Source organism: Cohnella massiliensis (genome assembly GCF_900169535.1).
Lineage (GTDB): Bacteria > Bacillota > Bacilli > Paenibacillales > Paenibacillaceae > Cohnella > Cohnella algarum.
This window is the reverse complement of sequence record NZ_LT821259.1, coordinates 2,942,693-2,960,351: the sequence shown is the minus strand read 5'-3', so window position 1 is coordinate 2,960,351 and position 17,659 is coordinate 2,942,693. Positions and strand designations below refer to the sequence as shown.

Genomic DNA, 17,659 nt, shown 5'->3' with positions numbered 1-17,659 from the left:
CGGTTTTACGTCCCGGCATCTTTTGAATCTGCCGTGCATTGGCGAGAGTCAATTCACAGGTGGACTCCAGGACGTTCCATATTGGCTTCCACAGCACACCGGTGCTCTCCATCGCTACCTCTCGGCACTCGCGCTCCTCGAGCCAATCCTGCAGCTCCAGCAATTCGCGGGTAGTGGTACCGAACGTGCGGATTTCGGACTTGGGTTTGTGTTCCAACGAACCCGACAAGACGCATGCAACTACGGTTTCCTGATGGACATCCAGACCAGCACAAATTTGACGTACAGCATCCATACCAACACCCTCTTGTTTCAGATTAAACAGACCATGCAGTCCTAAAGGAGAGAGTTTATACGCGTCTTTAGGGACAATGGGCGGCTCTCGCAAACTGCAATAAGACGGATTACTCAACGGGGGACCAATAAATTTCCGTCTTTTGATCTGTTCATTATCTGTTTGTCCAGAATGTAAGAAGGATAAAAGGACGCGTACGACCACATTTTCATCTATGGCGGTGACGGTAACGTCATAGGGGATTACTCACCTCGGCCGGTCAAACGCACACAGCCAGGATCAGTGGGGTCCGGTTGAGTATCTCAACCCGCCATGCGCATGGGGGCGCCTTTTTCGAGGAAAATTTTTTTGACCGTAGATATAGCCGGGTCCGTCTCACGCGACATTCCGCACCAAATCCCCACCTTTCACGATCCCCGTGGAGTTTGTCTTTTTTCCAAGGATTCCTTCAGGCATATTTCTTAGCCTTTTCCTGTCGTTTGCATCGCTTTGCGGCAACCGCTATAATCAGGCCAAGCTTCAGGAAGGAAGGTGGCCGCGATGGGAAGCGATGGGCGGATACGTTCGTTTCCTCCGATCGTGAACGAGCGTTCGAGGATTTTGATATTGGGCAGCATGCCGGGCGTGGCTTCGCTCAAGGCATTCGAATATTACGGCAATCCCCGGAACTATTTGTGGCGGATTGTTTATGGTCTGTTCGGAGATCCGGTACCGGACGACGCTTACGAGGACAGGCTGAAATTCGCGCTCGAACACGGGATCGCGCTTTGGGATACGATTGCTTCGTGCGAGCGGAAGGGGAGTCTGGACAGCGAAATCAGGGAAGAGGAGCCGAACGACATTCCGGGCCTTCTCCGCCGCTTCCCGGGCATCCAGGCGCTCGTTTGCAACGGGACGCAGTCGTATTCCGTGCTGCGCCGTTTTTTCGGCTCGGCGCCGGAGGTGGCGGAGCGGACGGTGCTTCGCTTGCCGTCCACGAGCCCGATTCCGACCCGCGACTATCGCGGGCTGGAGGATCGGCTCGCGGCCTGGCGGCGGGAACTCGCTCCTCTGCTGCCGTCTCCGCAACGCTGAGCGCATTGCCCGAGCGGAGCCATCGGCAGGAGAGGGGCAGGCGGCCGGAAGGTCGGAGCGCCTGCCCCCGGCATTCGCCTCGGAGAGGCCGCGAGGTGCCCCCGAACCGCGTCGCGTTTGAGCGCATTGCCCGAGCGGAGCCATCGGGCAGGAGGGGGCAGGCGGCCGGAAGGTCGGAGCGCCTGCCCCCGGGCAATGCCTCGGAGAGGCCGCGAGTGGGCAGGCCGCGCCTTGCTTGAGCTCTTGCCTTCGGCCATCGCCGCTGACAAGCCGTATCCACGGCCTGCCGCGTCGAACTTGAGAGACTTGCCCGGGCCAGGCCGCTGCCGATCAGGCTTCTTTGTCGGAGAAGCGGTCGCGAATTTCAATCAGCTCCGGCAGCACGCGGAAAAACGCGTCTACGACGTCGGGATCGAAATGCTTGCCCCGCTCGTCGCGAAAAAGCTGCTCGATTTTTTCGATCGGCCAGGCCGCTTTGTAGACGCGTTCCGCGCTCAGCGCGTCGAAGACGTCCGCTACGGCCGTGATCCGTCCGAAAATGTGAATCTCTTCGCCCGCCAGCCCGTTCGGGTAGCCCTCTCCGTTCCATTTTTCATGGTGCTGCTCCGCCACGATGGCGGCGGCATGAAGCAGCTCGCGGCGGGAACCCCGCAGCAGCTGGTGCCCGATCTTCGTGTGGGACTTGATAATGTCGTATTCGGCGTCCGTCAGCTTTCCCGGCTTGTTCAAAATGGAGTCGGGAATGGCGACCTTGCCGATGTCATGCATCGGGGACACCGTCCGCAGGACGTCGGCGTCGTGTTCCGACAGGCCGAGCGAACGAGCGAGCGCATACGAAAATTCCGCCACCCGCCTTACGTGATTGCCGGTTTCCTTGGATCGGATTTCGCCGATTTCGCCCATCGTCGAAATAATTTCCCGCTGGGTGTCGATAATCTCCTGATGGAGCATGACGGATTCGAGCGATTTGCCCGCATAGGAAGCGGCTAGCGACAGCAGCTCGATGTCCTTGGAAGTGAATATCGCGGCTTCGGTCAGCTTGTTGACCGCCTGATAGGCGCCGATGATGCGGCCATCGCTGTTCCGGAACGGAATGGTGATGACGGATTTGGTGACGTAACCGGTTATGCGATCGGTTTCGGCATGATGTCTCGGGTCCGCAGCCGCATCCTCGATGACGATCGGTTCCCCGGTTCGGATGGAATGTCCGACAAGGCCGCTCCCGTACGGAATGCGTATCGGCTTCGTGCCATGCGCGACGGTCGTGAACAGCTCTTCGTTGACCTCGTCGATCAGCCATACCGCGCAGCGGTCCGCCACGATCATTTCCCTGCCCATGTTGGCCATCAGAACCAACACTCGTTCCAGCTGGTTTTCCCCGGTAATTTTGGCCATATAATCAAAAATTACGCTTAGGAGTTGTTCCGACGACAATTCCTGTTTCATCCAATCCCCCGCTTGTTCGATCCCTTGAATGGTTCATATTCGCGGAGAATCGTGTCGAATCCTGCCAGCGACAGGGATGGAGTATAAAAAAATATAGCGTTCCGCCAAAAACTTGGCGGAACGCTATGGAAAGCAGGCCGATTACCAGCCGTTTCGCTGCCTCAAAGACGTGATATGCGCCGTATGATGCCGAATGTGCCAGGCCGCATAAGCAAACAATTCATACAGTTTCGTAGGTCCGTTCGCCGGGTGGATGAATTTGCGTTCGTAAACGGAGGCGTCTAGCGTTCGCAGCAGCGCCTCCAGGCGCACGGCCACCCCCTCGAAGACGAGCAGGGAGGAGTCGACGGGAAAACGCGCCGAATCGGGCAGCTTCGCCCATTCGTCCTCCTCGAACGCCGCGATCGTCGGTTCGTTCTCCGTCAATCCGAGCTTAAAGCGCGTATATTGCTGCATGAGCGCGTCCGCCATATGATGAACGACCTGCCGGGCCGTCCATCCGCCCGGGCGGTACGGGGTATCGAGCTGTTCGTCGCTTAAATCCCGGACCGCGAGCCGCAGGTTTTCCGGGGCGGCCGGAAGTTCCCCGATCCAGCGGCGTATTTCCTCCATGTCCAAAGCGGAAGGCTTTTCGAAAGCTCCGACCGGATAACGCAGATTCTCTTCGTTTTCCATCGCTTCGTTTCCCCTCTCTCGCAGCCGATTATTTCGTCAGCTGTTCCATTTGATCGAGCAGATTTTCGAATACGCTCATCGCTTGGGCGATCGGCTCTTCGGTCGACATGTCGACGCCGGCTTTTTTCAGGATTTCGATCGAGTAGTCGCTTCCGCCGCTGCGGAGGAAGCCGAGATAACGCTCGACCGCGGGCTCTCCTTCGTCCAGGATCTGTTTGGCGAAGCTGGTTGCCGCCGAAAACCCGGTCGCGTATTTATACACGTAAAAGCTGGTGTAGAAATGCGGGATGCGAGCCCATTCCATTTCGATGTCCTTGTCGACGACGACGCCGTCCCCGTAATACGTTTTGTTCAATTCATAGTAGATGTCGCACAGCTCCTGCGGCGTGAGCGCTTCGCCGCTTTCCGCCTTCGCGTGGACGATTTTTTCGAATTCCGCGAACATCGTCTGCCGGAAGACGGTCGTCCGGAACTGGTCGGCGTAGTAGGTGAGCAAGTACATTTTTTCTTTCGGGTCAGTCGTTTTCTCCAGCAGATGGTTCATAAGCAGCGCCTCGTTCAGCGTGGAGGCGACTTCCGCGAGGAAAATCGTATACTGCGCGCTCCGGTAGTCGTTGCTTTCGTCCGAATAATAGGAATGCATCGCATGGCCCATCTCGTGGGCGAGCGTGAACATGCTGTTCAGGTTGTCCTTATGGTTGAGCAGCACGTACGGGTGCGTGCCGAACGCCCCCCAGCTGTAGGCGCCGCTGCGTTTGCCTTCGTTTTCGTAAACGTCGATCCAGCCGCCGTCGAAGCCTTCCTGCAGCACTTTGCGGTAGTTTTCGCCGAGCAGGGCGAGGCTTTCGTACACGGTTTTCTTCGCTTGCTCATAGGAGATGTCCATATCGAATTCTTCCACGAGCGGGGCGAACAGATCATACATATGCAGCTCGTCGACCTTCAGCAGCTTTTTGCGAAGTTCCATGTAGCGATGCATGAGCGGCAAATGCCGATGGATAGTGGCGATCAGGTTGTCGTATACGCTTTGCGGGATATTGTCGCCGAACAAAGACATTTCCAGCGCGCTCGGGTACTTGCGAGTTTTGGCGTAGAAAAGGTTTTTCGTCACGTTCGCGTTCAGCGTCGCAGCGAGCGTATTCCGCCATTTGCCGTACGTGTCGTACATTGCCTTGAACGCTTCGCGGCGCACGTCGCGGTTGCGGCTTTCCAAAAACTGAATATAGCGGCCGTGGGTCAGATCGACTTCCTCGCCTTGCTCGTTTTTCACCTTCGGGAATTTCAGGTCGGCATTGTTCATCATTCCGAAAATGGTGCTGGGCGCCTGGGAAATGTTGCCGACCTGCGCGAGCAGCGCTTCTTCGCTTTTGGACAGGATGTGGGGCTTTTGCCGCAGCATCTCCCGGAGCTCGCGTTTATATGTAGAATTGAGTGCGGGCGAATCGATCATTTGCTTCAGCTTTTCCTCGGACAAGGCCAAAATTTCGGGCGTGATGAACGAAAGCGACTCGTTCGCTTCGACGCTCAATTTTTTCGCTTTTTCCGAGAGCGCCTGGTAGCGGCCTTCGGCCATATCCTCGTGATGCCGCATGCTGGCGTAGACGTAAAGGCGCTCGACGCCCAGCGACAGCTCATCCTCCAGGGCGAAAACGGACGCGACCGTCGCGGCGTCGTTCAGCTTGCCTTGGTAAGCGGCGATGTCCCCGATCTGTTTCTTCACTTTGGCGTATTCGGCATCCCAAGCCTCCTGGCTTGCGAACAGGTCTTCCAGACGCCAGTGAAATTCGGCGTTCGTTTCGTTTCGTTTCGGCAATTGGCTCATGTCGGTTGACAACCTCCTCATCATAATCGCTTGGCGGAGCGTCGATTCCGCGGGCGCCGCGGCGGCTACCGCGGAATCGGGGCGGCCGGAGAGCGCGGCGAACGGCTTCGCGGCCTGGTCGACGGCAAAAGACAACGCCGCCAGCAAGGCGGCGGACAACGGGACATACGATTTCATAACGGACCTCCGTGCGAGCGGATAGGCGATTCCGTTTGGTAGTATGTCCCAACTGGTCCCGAATATAAGTCAGGTTCCCAAGGCGAAAAAGGTGTACACGATGAGCCCGAACGCGAACAGGATCATCAGCGCCGCGAAAATCGCGAGCGGTTTTTTGAGCTTTTGGGGAATGTATTCCCTTTGCCAGATCAGCACGGCTCCGAGACAGAAGACGACGATGGCGAAAATAAGCGTCGGATTATCGTTCAAAGAAATTGGCAGCCTCCCGTTAGCGAATGTCAGACGGAGCGGAGCTTTTCGAGCGTCTCCTGACGCTGCGGCTCGCCGCCCGGAAAGTCCTCGGCGGCAAAATGCCGCTCCGCCCAATTCATCAGCTCCGGCCGGCTAACGAAGCGATGGCATTCCTCGCCCCATTGATCGGAGATTTGACGGACGACGATCGTCTTGCCTTGCACCTCGACGGTCAACATATTATAGTTGTCATGCTTGTAAATCACGTGTTTGGCGAACATGATCGGTTCTCCTGTCCGGCTTCGCCCGCTCCGAAACCGGGACGCGCGAGGCCTTATTGCATGAATTCGGTTTATTTGATCATAGAAGAGATGGGCGAAGAAATCAACGTTTCGCCGGAAAGATTCGGCTGCTCCGTATGTCTCCTCGAAGAGGGCGGAAGATGCCGGACCGGCAATGCCGAATTCCCATCGCGACGGGCGGCTCGCCGAGCTTGAAAACGTTGCCGGGGCGCGGCCGCAGCCGGGCCGCTTACAAAAATCATCAATCTTTTCACATATTGCGTCTTGACAATGAATAGGTTATAATGATTTCATTCGCCGAGCTACGGCGAGATTTTTAGGAGGTTTTTCATTTGAGAGGAACAGTTAAGTGGTTTAACGCAGAGAAAGGTTACGGCTTCATCTCGGTTGAAGACGGCAACGACGTATTCGTGCACTTCTCTGCTATCCAAGGCGAAGGCTTCAAAACCTTGGAAGAAGGTCAAGCGGTTGAATTCGAAATTACGCAAGGCAACCGTGGACCGCAAGCATCCAACGTGGTGAAACTGTAAGTCTCGCTCGCGCGAAGGCTTATCTTCATATCACGAAAGAGCGCTAACGAACAAACCCCCGGAATTCCGGGGGTTTTTCCTTTGGCCGTTCGGGGGCGCCGGCGTCAGACGGGCCGGCCCGCCGCAACGGCCTTGTGGACCTGGCAAATCGTGCCGCCGCCGAGACAGACGTCGCCGTCGTACAGTACGACCGCTTGGCCGGGCGTTACGGCCTTTTGCGGGACGTCGAATTCGACGCGCCACAGCCCGCCTTCAAGCGGTTTGACGGTGACGCCTTGGTCCGCCTGGCGGTAACGGAATTTGGCCGTGCACTTCACTTCCGCGGCCGGCGGCTCCGGGGAAATCCAGTTGACGTTTTCCGCGGTCAGCGCGGTCGAGTACAGGCTCGGATGGGCGTCCCCCTGGACGACGTACAAAATGTTGCGTTCCAGGTCTTTGTCCGCGACGAACCAGGGTTCGCCGCTGCCGGAGCCCCCGATGCCGAGCCCTTGCCGTTGGCCGAGCGTATAGTACATCAGCCCGTCGTGGCGGCCTTTGACCGCTCCGGTCGCCAGATCGACCATGTCGCCGGGCTGCGCGGGAAGGTACTGGCTCAAAAATTCCTTGAAGTTGCGCTCCCCGATAAAGCAAACGCCGGTGCTGTCTTTTTTCTTGGCGGTATACAGCCCGGCTTCTTCGGCGATTTTGCGCACTTCCGGCTTGGGCAGGTGCCCGATCGGAAACATCGCCCGGGACAGCTGGGACTGGTTCAGCGCATGCAGAAAGTAGGTCTGATCCTTGTTGCTATCCACGCCCCGCAGCAGCCGGTATTCGCCGTCCGCTCGCTCGACGCGCGCGTAATGGCCCGTGGCGATGACGTCGGCGCCGAGGTCGAGAGCCTTTTGCAGAAATTCGCCGAACTTGATTTCGCGGTTGCACATGACGTCGGGATTCGGCGTCCGGCCGCGGCGGTATTCGTCCAGAAAGTAGGAGAACACCTTGTCCTGGTACTCGGCTTCGAAATTGACCGTATAATAGGGGATTCCGATCTGATCGCAGACGCGGCGAACGTCTTCGGCGTCCAGTTCAGCGGTGCACACGCCGTTTTCGTCGGTATCGTCCCAATTTTTCATAAAAACGCCGATGACGTCGTAGCCTTGCCGTTTAAGCAAAAGCGCGGTGACGGAAGAATCGACTCCCCCGGACATCCCGACGACGACGCGCACGGATGCGGGATCGGCGGATTGCAGATCGATCATCAGTATCACTCCTTGGGTTACGGGTCCGAAGACGAACCGGCTTTCCGGTTCGCTGCGGATTGTCCTCATTTTAACACAACCTTGCCCGGTGCACACGCCCGCTCCGTCCGCATTCGGCGGAGAGCGAATAGTTTGCGTTTTTTTTGTCCAAAAAGGTGATGTTATGATAACATAGATGTGATATGGGGATACTGCCCTATTTTCCGGTACATTTTCCTGAATTAACAAATAGAAACCATGCCATGCATGAAAACGAGGTGCGATTTTGAAAATTTCGACTAAAGGCCGTTACGGTTTGACGATTATGATGGAGCTCGCGGCAAAATTCGGCGAAGGACCGATTTCGCTCAAAAGCATCGCCGAGAAAAACGGGCTCTCCGAACACTATCTGGAGCAATTGATCGCTCCGCTGCGCAACGCGGGACTCGTGAAAAGCATCCGCGGCGCTTACGGCGGCTACGTCCTGTCCAAGGAACCGGAACAGCTGACGGCGGGCGACGTCATCCGCATTCTGGAAGGGCCGATCAGTCCGGTCGACTTTACGGAAGAGGACGATCCGGCGAAGCGCGATCTTTGGCTGCGGATCCGCGACAGCATCGCGGAAGTGCTCGATTCCACGACGCTGTCCGACCTGATCAACTTTAAAGGCGAAGCCCAGGACAGCTATATGTTCTACATTTAAGGCGGCGAGCATGACGACGATTTATTTTGACCACGCGGCGACCTCCCCGATGCTCCCCGAGGCGATTCGGGCGTACGCGGACGCGGCGGCGGCCGGACCCGCCAACCCGTCCAGCCTTCACCGCTTCGGAAGGGAAGCGCGGTCCCGCGTGACCGCAGCAAGGGACGAGCTGGCCCGCATTTTGGGCTGCCGGCCCGAGGAAATCGCGTTTACGGGCGGAGGCACGGAAAGCGACAACGCCGCTTTGTACGGGGCCGCTCGGTCCCAGCGCGGGCGCGACGCCGCGCGCCGGGGAATCGTGACGACGGCAATCGAGCATCATGCCGTGCTGAACGCTTGCCGCAGGCTGGAAGAGGAAGGGTTCGAGCTTACGCTGCTGCCCGTCGACGACCTCGGCCGGGTTTCGGTCGAAGACGCGGAAGCGGCCATCGGGCCGCATACGGCCGTCGTCAGCATCATGGCGGCCAACAACGAGACCGGCACGAAGCAGCCGATCGAGGAAATCGGCCGCATCGCCCGCCGCCACGGCGCCGTTATGCATACGGACGCCGTTCAGGCATTCGGCTACGAAGCGTTCGATCTGTCGAACCTTCCGGTCGATCTGCTGACGGTAACCGCGCACAAAATCGGCGGCCCGCAAGGCGTGGGCGCCTTATATATTCGCAACGGCACGCCGTTTCAGCCGACGCAGGTGGGCGGTTCCCAGGAGCGTTCCCGCCGGGCCGGCACGGAGAACGTCGCGGGCATCGCGGCGTTCGCCGCGGCTGCGAAGATCGCGCACGAAAGCCGCGAGGAGCGGCGCTCCCTCGCGGAAACGATTCGCCGCAAGCTGATCGAGTCGCTAGAGCGCGAGCTCGGCGCCGACCGTTTCGTCGTGAACGGAGATCCCGATCCGGCGGGAAGATTGCCGAGCATCGCGAACATCGGCTTTTCCGGCATCGCGAACGAAACGATGCTGATGAATCTCGATTTGGCGGGAGTCGCCGCTTCCGGAGGCTCGGCCTGCACGTCGGGCTCTTTGCAGCCATCGCATGTGCTGCTCGCGATGGGACTTTCGGATCATTTTTGCAAATCCGCCGTCCGTTTTAGCTTCGGAATGGGCAATACTATAGAAGAAGCGGAAAAAACCGCAAAAATAATTGCAACCATTGCGGCGCGTTTGCGTAAAAGATAACAAGCGCCTCGCGAAAAAGAGGTGCCAGACCTTGCGAAACGTGCAGCATCTTATCGGGTTGCCGGTTGTTCTGACGAACGGCAAGCGGGTCGGAAGAGTCCAGGATATCGGATTCGACGAGTTTTGGAAGCTCTCTTTCATCGTTTTGGATACGCGCATCTGGTTTCGCAAAGCCGTGTACACGGTGGATTGGAAGGACGTCGCCGTTTGCGGCGACGACGCGCTCGTGATTTCCGATCGCAGCGCGCTGCGCCCCATTCCGCGGAATCAGCTGCTACGTTCGTTTCAAACGGGCACGGTCAGGTTGAAGGAGCTTCCGGTTTGCACCGTAGATGGACAAGAACTAGGCCGGGTGGCGGACGTTTACTTTCGCTCTCCGGAGGGTACACAAATAATAGGCTATGAATTAACGGACGGTTTTCTCGCGGATGTGTTCGAGGGACGGCGTCGGCTGCTGCTGCCGGATGGGCCCGAGGGCGTAACCTTGGGCGAGAATGCCATCCTCGTGCCCGCCTCCTGCGAGCGGGTGCTGAGAGAACCTTACGCGGAAAGTGACAGGTGATAACGATGATGAGATGCCCAAACTGCAATTCCAAAGATATCGGGAAAATCGGTTCCCATCAATTTTATTGCTGGAGCTGCTTTATCGAATTGACGGTCAACGGCGATAAAATGTCGGTCTACCAAGTGGAAGAGGACGGAACGCTCAGCTCGCTCGACGATCTTTTCTTCGAAGAGCCGATTCCTCCGCACGTTCACGCGAACGGGATGTAATTATTACGGCATAAAGCGGGAGCATGAAGTCCGGAACGCGATTTATCGGGCTTCTGTTTTCCCCTGCGCAAACCCCGGTACTCCATCATGATGGAGGCCGGGGTTTTTGCGTGCCTCCGTCCATTCCGCCGGTTTAAGGGAGCGGACAAGTACATATACTGGAAGGAGACGACGGCGGAAGCAGCCATACGGATCGGGGGTGCCGGAATGAACCGGTTTGCGCAAAGCCGCCTTTTTACGGTGCTGATCTTCGTTATTCTCATATTGATCGCCTTGTTTCTCGTCAGTCTCGTCCGCCCGATGCTGCTGTCGGTATACGGCTTTCTTAAAGCCGTGCTCGCTCCGTTCCTGATCGCCATGATTATCGCGTACGTGCTGAACCCGGTCGTCGGGCTGCTGCATGAGCGAAAGGTTCCGAGAACGGCCGCCGTATTGCTGATATATGCGGTTTTTATCGGTTCCAGCGCGGTCATCTTCGTCAACGTGACGCCGATGTTCATCGGGCAAGTGCAGGAGCTGAACGAGCACGTGCCGGAAATGACGATGCGCGCCCAAAATCTGCTGAACCATTTCAACAACAACGACATCCTGCCGGAAAGCGTCCGCAACGGCATCAATCGGGCGATCGCGGGGTTGGAGAAGCAGATATCCGAGCGGGTGACGGAGTTTTTGAACAACATCGGCGCGGTGCTGAACGTGTTTTTTCTGGCGATGATCGTCCCGTTTCTCGCGTTTTACATATTGAAGGACATGGACGTGCTGGAGCGGGCCGTCCTGAAATACGTGCCCCGGGCGAAGCGCAAGCCGATGGTGCGCATGCTCAAAGATATCGACCAGGCGCTCGGAAGCTATATTCGCGGACAGCTGCTCGTATCGGTTTGCATCGGCTTGACAGCCTACATCGGATATTTGCTGATCGGCATGCCGTACCCGCTGCTTCTGGCGGCGTTCGTCGCGCTGTTCGATATTATCCCGTATCTCGGGCCGTTTCTGGGGGCGCTGCCCGCTCTCGTCATGGCTTCGACGATTTCGTGGAAAATGGTGCTGCTCGTCATCGTCGTCAATTCGCTCTGCCAAACGCTCGAAAGCAACGTCATCAGCCCGCAGGTCGTCGGCCGGTCGATGCATATTCATCCGCTGACGATTATTTTGGTGCTGCTGGTCGGAGGGGAGCTCGCCGGCGTTGCGGGCATGATATTGGCCGTTCCGTTCTACGCCGCCGCCAAAGTGGTGGCCCAGCATCTGTTCGGTTACTACATTCGCAGAAAAACCGTTTGACATCGCGAAATTTTGTTGACTATAATCAATTGTGATTGTTTGAAACGCCTATAGTCAACGCGTTGACGAAACAAGAGTACTTTGCAGACCGCAAGACCAGAGAGAAGATTCCCGGGCGCGCGTCGTCCTCGGGCTGAAAGAATCTTCATTGCGAAGGGCGAAGGAAGCCGGTTTCGGAGCGCGGGGCCAATCCCCGCCGGTTCGAGGGCCGTTATCCCCTCTCGAGGAGATCGCGACGTCGCTTGGGCGGCAGCGCGATAACCAGGGTGGTACCGCGAAGCTTTTCGTCCCTGAATTGTTCAGGGACGTTTTTCATTTAAAACTGAAGGATGGTGAAAAAAGTGCTTTCGTCATTCTCTGCGAAAAAATTCAGGAATCTGAATATCGAGCACTTAAAGCTCAACAAATTGAATGTGTTCGTAGGACCGAACAATTCCGGAAAAAGCAATTTGATCGATGCGATAAGTTTTATCTCTGAGATTGTGAAATTCGAGAAGGATCAAGCTTATCCTACGGCTTTCTGGAGCGAATTAAATAAACGCGCATGGGGAAGCTTGCTGGACAGGCAATCCGAAAAGCCCGCTACGATCGAACTGAACTGGATTTTACAGGATGGACAAAATCGTCCGCTGCAATACGATTTTTGCTTTCGGATACCCGAATCGGGTACGGAAGCGTCCGATTACAGGATCACGAAGGAACGGCTTGCGGACGTCGAACCGAGGAAAGGTCATGACCAACCGTACGAGTATTTTTCCTGTCACAGTCATCAGCAAGGGAAGGGCTATTTTTCGGCTCGCTCGCGAACGGAAGGAAAGCAATCGGCGGCCAAGCGGCCGGGGATTGCCGTTTCCCCGTTTGATTCTGTTATGAATCAACTGGAGCAGTTGCTTAATCATGAAAAGTTTCGCACGGAATATTATCCGAACTTTAAAAAGTCACTTGAGCGGGTAAAGCAGTTTTTCGAAGATTTCCGCGCGTATTCGAGCACGAAATTCGACTTGCTGCAAATCCGAGGAGGGGAGCTTCAGCCTTCTTTTTTAACGCATTTGAAACAGGATGGTTCGAATTTAGCGTCTCTTCTGGAATTGCTTGAAAAAAAATATCCCGGCTTCCTGTCGGAATATGCCGGTTATTTGCGGGAGCTCATTCCAGACTTGCAAAACATCATGGTCGATGTAAGCGGAGGGCTTTATCGCAAAACGATCCGCTTGCAGATATCTAACCATTTATTTGCGTTAAACGAAGTGTCGGATGGAACCATTAAGGCAATGCTTCTCGCCGTGTTGCTCTGGACTCCGCAAAAGTTTACTTTGCTTAGCCTTGACGAGCCCGAGCTTAATATCCATCCGGCTTGGCTTAAAGTGATATCGAACTGGATTACACGTTCTGGTTCTTCCGAACAAGTGATGATCAGCACCCATTCCCCCGATTTTTTGGATGGGCTGACTCCGTTATTTCGTTCCGGTGAACTGAACGTTTACCGTTTCAGCTTAAACAAGCCAATGCCAATGATCGAGCAAATCGAGCTCTCCGAATTTGAACCCTATTTTCAGGAGGGCTGGGAACTCGGCGACATATATCGAACCGGAAAACTGGGCGGATGGCCATGGCTCTGACAATCCATTGCTTTTTTTCTGACGGCTATAGCGAAAGAGGCGGAATGTATCCATTTTTAAAAAAATGGAACGACCGTATCGACTGGATCCAGGTGTTTCCTTCCCATGTGAAAGAAAAGCCGGGTCCAAAACCCGGAACGATCGAAAAGCCCAAGCCGACCGGATCTACTGGCAAAGATTTCATTTCCAGGGTCAAAAAATATTTGGTGCTGCCGTCCACACTCAAAGCTATACGGGATGGCGACTATATTTTACTTGTTGACGATGCGGATTGCCGCTTTTCGGCCTATTCGGAAGTGTTGGACAAGCAAGCATCTCTTGAATCCGAATTTAAGGCACTAACCAGAAAAGACATTCGCCTACGCCTCCTGCTTGCATCTCCGGAGCTGGAAGCCTGGTTTTATGCCGATTGGAAGAACAGCATCTCCCTTCTGGTCAGACAACAATATCGGGAGCGTTTTGGCTGGGAGGATTCCCGATGGGTGCGCGTTCTCGCTATGGTTCAGCGGCGCTTTCGAAAAATTTTAAAGGAACACGGTTATTCCACCGACACGCCCGAGTGGTCTGCCATGCCATATAATACGGTTACCGGCACATGCACGTACAAGTTCAGCTCGTTTATTGGAATGGCGCTGGATCAAACTTCGATTTTAATCCATAATCGTAAAATCGTATTGGAGCCACCGAGATTGGAATATAAAAAAGATCGGGATGGCAGCGTTCTGCTTAAGAATATAGATCCAGCCAGAGTAAGTCAAAAGTGTAAAGTTTTCTTTGCTCCGGTATATGAGGAATTATCCCAATTAAAATAAAATTGCAAAACAGATTATGGAGGGAAACCAAAGATGAAAGCTGCGGAAATCCGCGACAAATGGCTGAAATTTTTCGCATCCAAGGGGCATCACGTGGAGCCGAGCGCCTCGCTCGTGCCGCACAACGATCCGTCCCTGCTGTGGATCAACGCGGGGATGGCGCCGCTGAAAGCCTATTTCGACGGGAGGGTGAAGCCGGAAAATCCGCGCATCGCCAACTCGCAAAAGTGCATCCGCACGAACGACATCGAGAACGTCGGCAAGACGCGCCGGCACCATACGTTTTTCGAAATGCTCGGCAATTTCTCGATCGGCGATTATTTTAAAGAAGAAGCGATCGCGTGGGCGTGGGAGTTTCTGACCGGGCCGGAATGGATCGGTTTCGCTCCGGAGCGCCTGTCGGTGACGATCCACCCGGAGGACGAAGAAGCGTTCCGCTACTGGAACGAGAAAATCGGCATCCCGGCGGAGCGCATCGTCAAGCTGGAGGACAACTTCTGGGACATTGGCGAAGGCCCTTGCGGGCCTTGCACCGAAATTTTTTACGACCGCGGCGACAAATACGGCGACCTGTCGGATCCCGAATGCTACCCCGGGGGCGAGAACGAGCGTTTCCTCGAAGTTTGGAACCTCGTGTTCTCGCAATTCAATCATAACAAGGACGGCAGCTATACGCCGCTTCCGAACAAAAACATCGATACCGGCGCAGGCCTGGAACGCTTCGCCTCGATCGTCCAGGACGTCGACTCGAACTTCGATACCGACCTGTTCCAGCCGATCATCGGGCATGCGTCGCGCATCTCCGGCGTCGCCTACCGGGCGGGCGCGGAGACGGACGTGGCGCTCAAAGTCATCGCCGACCATATCCGCACGGTGGCGTTCGCCGTCGGCGACGGCGTTCTGCCGTCCAACGAAGGCCGCGGCTACATCATCCGCCGTTTGCTGCGCCGCGCCGTTCGCTACGGCAAGGTGCTCGGCGTGGACCGTCCGTTCCTGTGGGAGCTGACGCCAACGGTGGGAGACGTCATGGGCTCCTACTATCCGGAAGTGGTGGAAAAGCGCGAATTCATCGAAAAGGTGATCCGCACCGAGGAAGAGCGGTTCCACGAGACGCTGAGCGACGGCCTGGCCATTCTCGCCGACATTTGCGGCAAGGCGAAAAGCGAGGGCGTGTCGGTCATCTCCGGCTCCGACGCGTTCAAGCTTTACGACACGTACGGCTTCCCGTTCGACCTGACGGAGGACTATGCCGCCGAACAGGGAATGACGGTCGATCGCGGCGGCTTCGACGCGGCGATGGAAGAGCAGCGCGAACGCGCCCGTTCGGCCCGCCAGGAGACGGAAAGCATGAAGGTGCAGGGCGGACCGCTGTCGGACTTCACGGAAAAAAGCGAATTCGTCGGATACGACCAGCTGACGGAGCAAGCGCGCGTCATCGCGATCGTGGCGGACGACCGTCTCGTCGATTCCGTCCGCGCGGGCGAGCAGGCGGTCGTGCTGCTTGACCGCACCCCGTTCTACGCGGAAAGCGGCGGCCAGGTGAGCGACAAGGGCACGCTCGTCGGCGAAGGCGGCGTCGTCGCGAACGTGACGGGCCTGTACAAGGCGCCGCACGGACAGCATGCTCACCTCGTGACGGTCGCTTCGGGAACGCTGAAAGCGGGCGACGCGGTAACGGCCAACGTCGACGCGAAGGACCGCGGCGACATCGTGCGCAACCATACGGCGACGCACCTGTTGCACAAAGCGCTCAAGGAAGTGCTCGGCGTCCACGTCAACCAGGCGGGCTCGCTCGTCGAGCCGGATCGGCTGCGCTTCGATTTCTCGCATTTCGGGGCGGTGACGCCCGAAGAACTGGCGGATGTCGAACGCCGCGTCAACGAGCAAATCTGGCTGGGCACCGAGCTGGATATCGGCTACAAGCCGATCGCCGAAGCGAAGGCGATGGGCGCGATGGCGCTGTTCGGCGAGAAATACGGCGACATCGTCCGCGTCGTCCGCGTCGGCGACTACAGCCTCGAGCTGTGCGGCGGCTGCCACGTGCGGAACACGGCGCAGATCGGCCTGTTCAAGCTGGTCAGCGAGAGCGGCATCGGTTCCGGCGTGCGCCGGATCGAGGCGCTGACCGGGCGCCATGCGTACCAATATATGGACGAACAATTGGGACTTCTGCGAGGCGCGGCTACGCTGTTGAAAACGGGCGTCGCCGACGTGCCGAAGCGGATCGAGGCGCTGCAGGGCGAGATCCGCCAGCTGCAGCGGGACTACGAGTCGCTGCAGGGCAAGCTGGGCCGGCTTGCGGCCGCCGATCTGGCGGCGCAAGCGGTCGACGTCGGCGGCGCGAAGCTCGTCGCCGCGCAGGTGAACGCGGAAGGCGGCATGGACGCCATCCGCGGCATCGCGGACGAGCTCAAGGCGAAGCTCGGCTCGGCCGTGGTGGTTCTTGGCGCCGCGGACGGCGACAAGGTTCAGCTTGTCGTCGCGGCAACGGCGGATTTGACCGCGAAAGGCGTGCACGCGGGCAAGCTGATCAAGGAGCTCGCGGCGATTTGCGGCGGGGGCGGCGGCGGCAAGCCGGAGCTTGCCCAAGCGGGCGGCAAGGATCCGTCGAAGCTCGGCGAGGCTCTCGCGGCGGCGGAACGGCTTTTGCAGGCGCAGGTTGCAGGAAAATAACGCAGACGTTGACAGACGCACTTCCCGATTGCGGAAGTGCGTTTGGCGCTCTGCGGATGTTGACGGCTCGCCCGTGAAAGCCGCAATTTCCTGTCCGCGCCAATTTGTGATATGATGATTGGGAATAAAGTGCTGGTCGAAGAGAAGCGAGGTGTTGAGTTGATGAGCCCGTCGGACAAAAATCATCTGGACAAGACGGTCAAATTCGACGTCGTACCCGATCCCGAAGAAGTATCGTCGAAGGATATCCTGCTGTCCGTTCACGATGCGCTGGTGGAGAAGGAATATCATCCCATCAATCAAATCGTAGGTTATCTTCTTTCCGGCGATCCCGCTTACATTCCTCGCCATAATAATGCACGCAGCCTGATTCGGAAGAAGGAACGCGACGAATTGATCGAAGAACTCGTCCGCTTCTATCTTAGCCAACACCGATAGCGCATGCGGATTATGGGGCTGGACTACGGGGATAAGCGCATCGGCGTGGCGCTAAGCGATGCGTTCGGCTGGACCGCGCAAGGAGCGGAAGTGATCGAGCGGAAGAAGGATAACGATTACCTCGTACGCATTCGCGAGCTGGTTCGCGAGAACGAGGTGGAGTCGATCGTGGTCGGACTGCCGAAGAACATGAACGGCACGATCGGGCCGCGTGGCGAAATTTGCATGGCATTCGCGGAAGAACTTAGGCAGAAACTAAACGTGCCCGTCGAACTTTGGGATGAACGTTTGACCACGGTCGCTGCCGAAAGGGCTTTGCTTGAAGCGGATGTCAGCCGCAGCAAGCGCAAGCAGGTGATCGACAAGATGGCGGCGGCCATCCTGCTGCAAAATTATTTGGATTCCCGCCGGAAATGAGG

19 protein-coding genes are annotated in these 17,659 nt (G+C 57.0%); 12 read left to right on the top strand and 7 right to left on the bottom strand.

The features are described 5' to 3' along the window. Positions 1-295: IS110 family transposase (locus B7E11_RS29890; RefSeq protein ID WP_176220920.1), on the bottom strand; the 295-nt coding region annotated here is incomplete at its 3' end. A gap of 540 nt (positions 296-835) precedes the next feature. On the opposite strand from B7E11_RS29890, the gene B7E11_RS27615 reads away from it, so the two are divergent. Then, positions 836-1,369, top strand: a complete 534-nt coding sequence (locus B7E11_RS27615; protein WP_080840643.1) for a DNA-deoxyinosine glycosylase — start codon at positions 836-838, stop codon at positions 1,367-1,369. Positions 1,370-1,699: 330 nt separating this feature from the next. On the opposite strand, the gene B7E11_RS27610 is transcribed toward B7E11_RS27615, so the two are convergent. The 5 genes from B7E11_RS27610 to B7E11_RS27590 all read right to left on the bottom strand — a co-directional run bounded on the left by B7E11_RS27610 (position 1,700) and on the right by B7E11_RS27590 (position 6,001). Then, positions 1,700-2,815, bottom strand: a complete 1,116-nt coding sequence (locus B7E11_RS27610; RefSeq protein ID WP_080840642.1) for an HD domain-containing phosphohydrolase — start codon at positions 2,813-2,815, stop codon at positions 1,700-1,702. A gap of 141 nt (positions 2,816-2,956) precedes the next feature. Then, positions 2,957-3,490: a YfiT family bacillithiol transferase gene (locus B7E11_RS27605; RefSeq protein ID WP_080840641.1), complete on the bottom strand. Its 534-nt coding sequence runs from the start codon at positions 3,488-3,490 to the stop codon at positions 2,957-2,959. 28 nt (positions 3,491-3,518) lie between these two features. Beyond that, positions 3,519-5,312, bottom strand: coding sequence for an oligoendopeptidase F (gene pepF / locus B7E11_RS27600; RefSeq protein ID WP_080841066.1), 1,794 nt, complete (start codon positions 5,310-5,312; stop codon positions 3,519-3,521). A 246-nt stretch (positions 5,313-5,558) separates the two neighbouring features. Next, positions 5,559-5,738, bottom strand: a complete 180-nt coding sequence (locus B7E11_RS27595) for a hypothetical protein (protein WP_080840640.1) — start codon at positions 5,736-5,738, stop codon at positions 5,559-5,561. A gap of 29 nt (positions 5,739-5,767) precedes the next feature. Then, entirely contained in the window at positions 5,768-6,001 is a 234-nt protein-coding gene (locus B7E11_RS27590; RefSeq protein WP_080840639.1) for a hypothetical protein, read from the bottom strand. Positions 6,002-6,354: 353 nt separating this feature from the next. On the opposite strand from B7E11_RS27590, the gene B7E11_RS27585 reads away from it, so the two are divergent. Next, entirely contained in the window at positions 6,355-6,552 is a 198-nt protein-coding gene (locus B7E11_RS27585; protein ID WP_080840638.1) for a cold shock domain-containing protein, read from the top strand. A gap of 104 nt (positions 6,553-6,656) precedes the next feature. Here the strand turns inward: B7E11_RS27585 and mnmA are convergent, their stop codons facing one another. Further along, entirely contained in the window at positions 6,657-7,790 is a 1,134-nt protein-coding gene (gene mnmA / locus B7E11_RS27580; RefSeq protein ID WP_080840637.1) for a tRNA 2-thiouridine(34) synthase MnmA, read from the bottom strand. 265 nt (positions 7,791-8,055) lie between these two features. Here mnmA and cymR point away from each other — a divergent pair, with 265 nt between their 5' ends. The 10 genes from cymR to ruvX all read left to right on the top strand — a co-directional run bounded on the left by cymR (position 8,056) and on the right by ruvX (position 17,657). After that, positions 8,056-8,472, top strand: coding sequence for a cysteine metabolism transcriptional regulator CymR (gene cymR / locus B7E11_RS27575; RefSeq protein WP_080840636.1), 417 nt, complete (start codon positions 8,056-8,058; stop codon positions 8,470-8,472). Between the two features lie 10 nt (positions 8,473-8,482). Then, positions 8,483-9,646, top strand: a complete 1,164-nt coding sequence (locus B7E11_RS27570) for a cysteine desulfurase family protein (RefSeq protein WP_080840635.1) — start codon at positions 8,483-8,485, stop codon at positions 9,644-9,646. Positions 9,647-9,686: 40 nt separating this feature from the next. Continuing rightward, a complete protein-coding gene (locus tag B7E11_RS27565) occupies positions 9,687-10,208 on the top strand; it encodes a PRC-barrel domain-containing protein (protein WP_245809873.1) in 522 nt (173 codons plus the stop codon). A gap of 5 nt (positions 10,209-10,213) precedes the next feature. Then, complete coding sequence (locus B7E11_RS27560; protein WP_080841064.1) at positions 10,214-10,420, top strand: hypothetical protein; 207 nt, start codon at positions 10,214-10,216, stop codon at positions 10,418-10,420. A gap of 207 nt (positions 10,421-10,627) precedes the next feature. Next, positions 10,628-11,698, top strand: coding sequence for an AI-2E family transporter (locus B7E11_RS27555; protein WP_080840633.1), 1,071 nt, complete (start codon positions 10,628-10,630; stop codon positions 11,696-11,698). A 341-nt stretch (positions 11,699-12,039) separates the two neighbouring features. Next, a complete protein-coding gene (locus tag B7E11_RS27550; RefSeq protein ID WP_176220919.1) occupies positions 12,040-13,317 on the top strand; it encodes an AAA family ATPase in 1,278 nt (425 codons plus the stop codon). Beyond that, positions 13,308-14,129: a PDZ domain-containing protein gene (locus B7E11_RS27545; protein ID WP_139787334.1), complete on the top strand. Its 822-nt coding sequence runs from the start codon at positions 13,308-13,310 to the stop codon at positions 14,127-14,129. Before B7E11_RS27550 ends, B7E11_RS27545 begins: the two co-directional genes overlap by 10 nt. Before the next feature lie 33 nt (positions 14,130-14,162). Continuing rightward, positions 14,163-16,802 carry an alanine--tRNA ligase gene (gene alaS, locus B7E11_RS27540; RefSeq protein ID WP_080840630.1) on the top strand — a complete coding sequence of 880 codons (2,640 nt, stop codon included), beginning with the start codon at positions 14,163-14,165 and terminating at the stop codon, positions 16,800-16,802. A gap of 162 nt (positions 16,803-16,964) precedes the next feature. After that, a complete protein-coding gene (locus tag B7E11_RS27535; RefSeq protein ID WP_080840629.1) occupies positions 16,965-17,240 on the top strand; it encodes an IreB family regulatory phosphoprotein in 276 nt (91 codons plus the stop codon). A gap of 3 nt (positions 17,241-17,243) precedes the next feature. Beyond that, on the top strand, positions 17,244-17,657 hold the full coding sequence (ruvX, locus tag B7E11_RS27530) for a Holliday junction resolvase RuvX (RefSeq protein ID WP_080840628.1): 414 nt from the start codon (positions 17,244-17,246) through the stop codon (positions 17,655-17,657). The last annotated feature ends 2 nt before the right edge of the window (positions 17,658-17,659 follow it).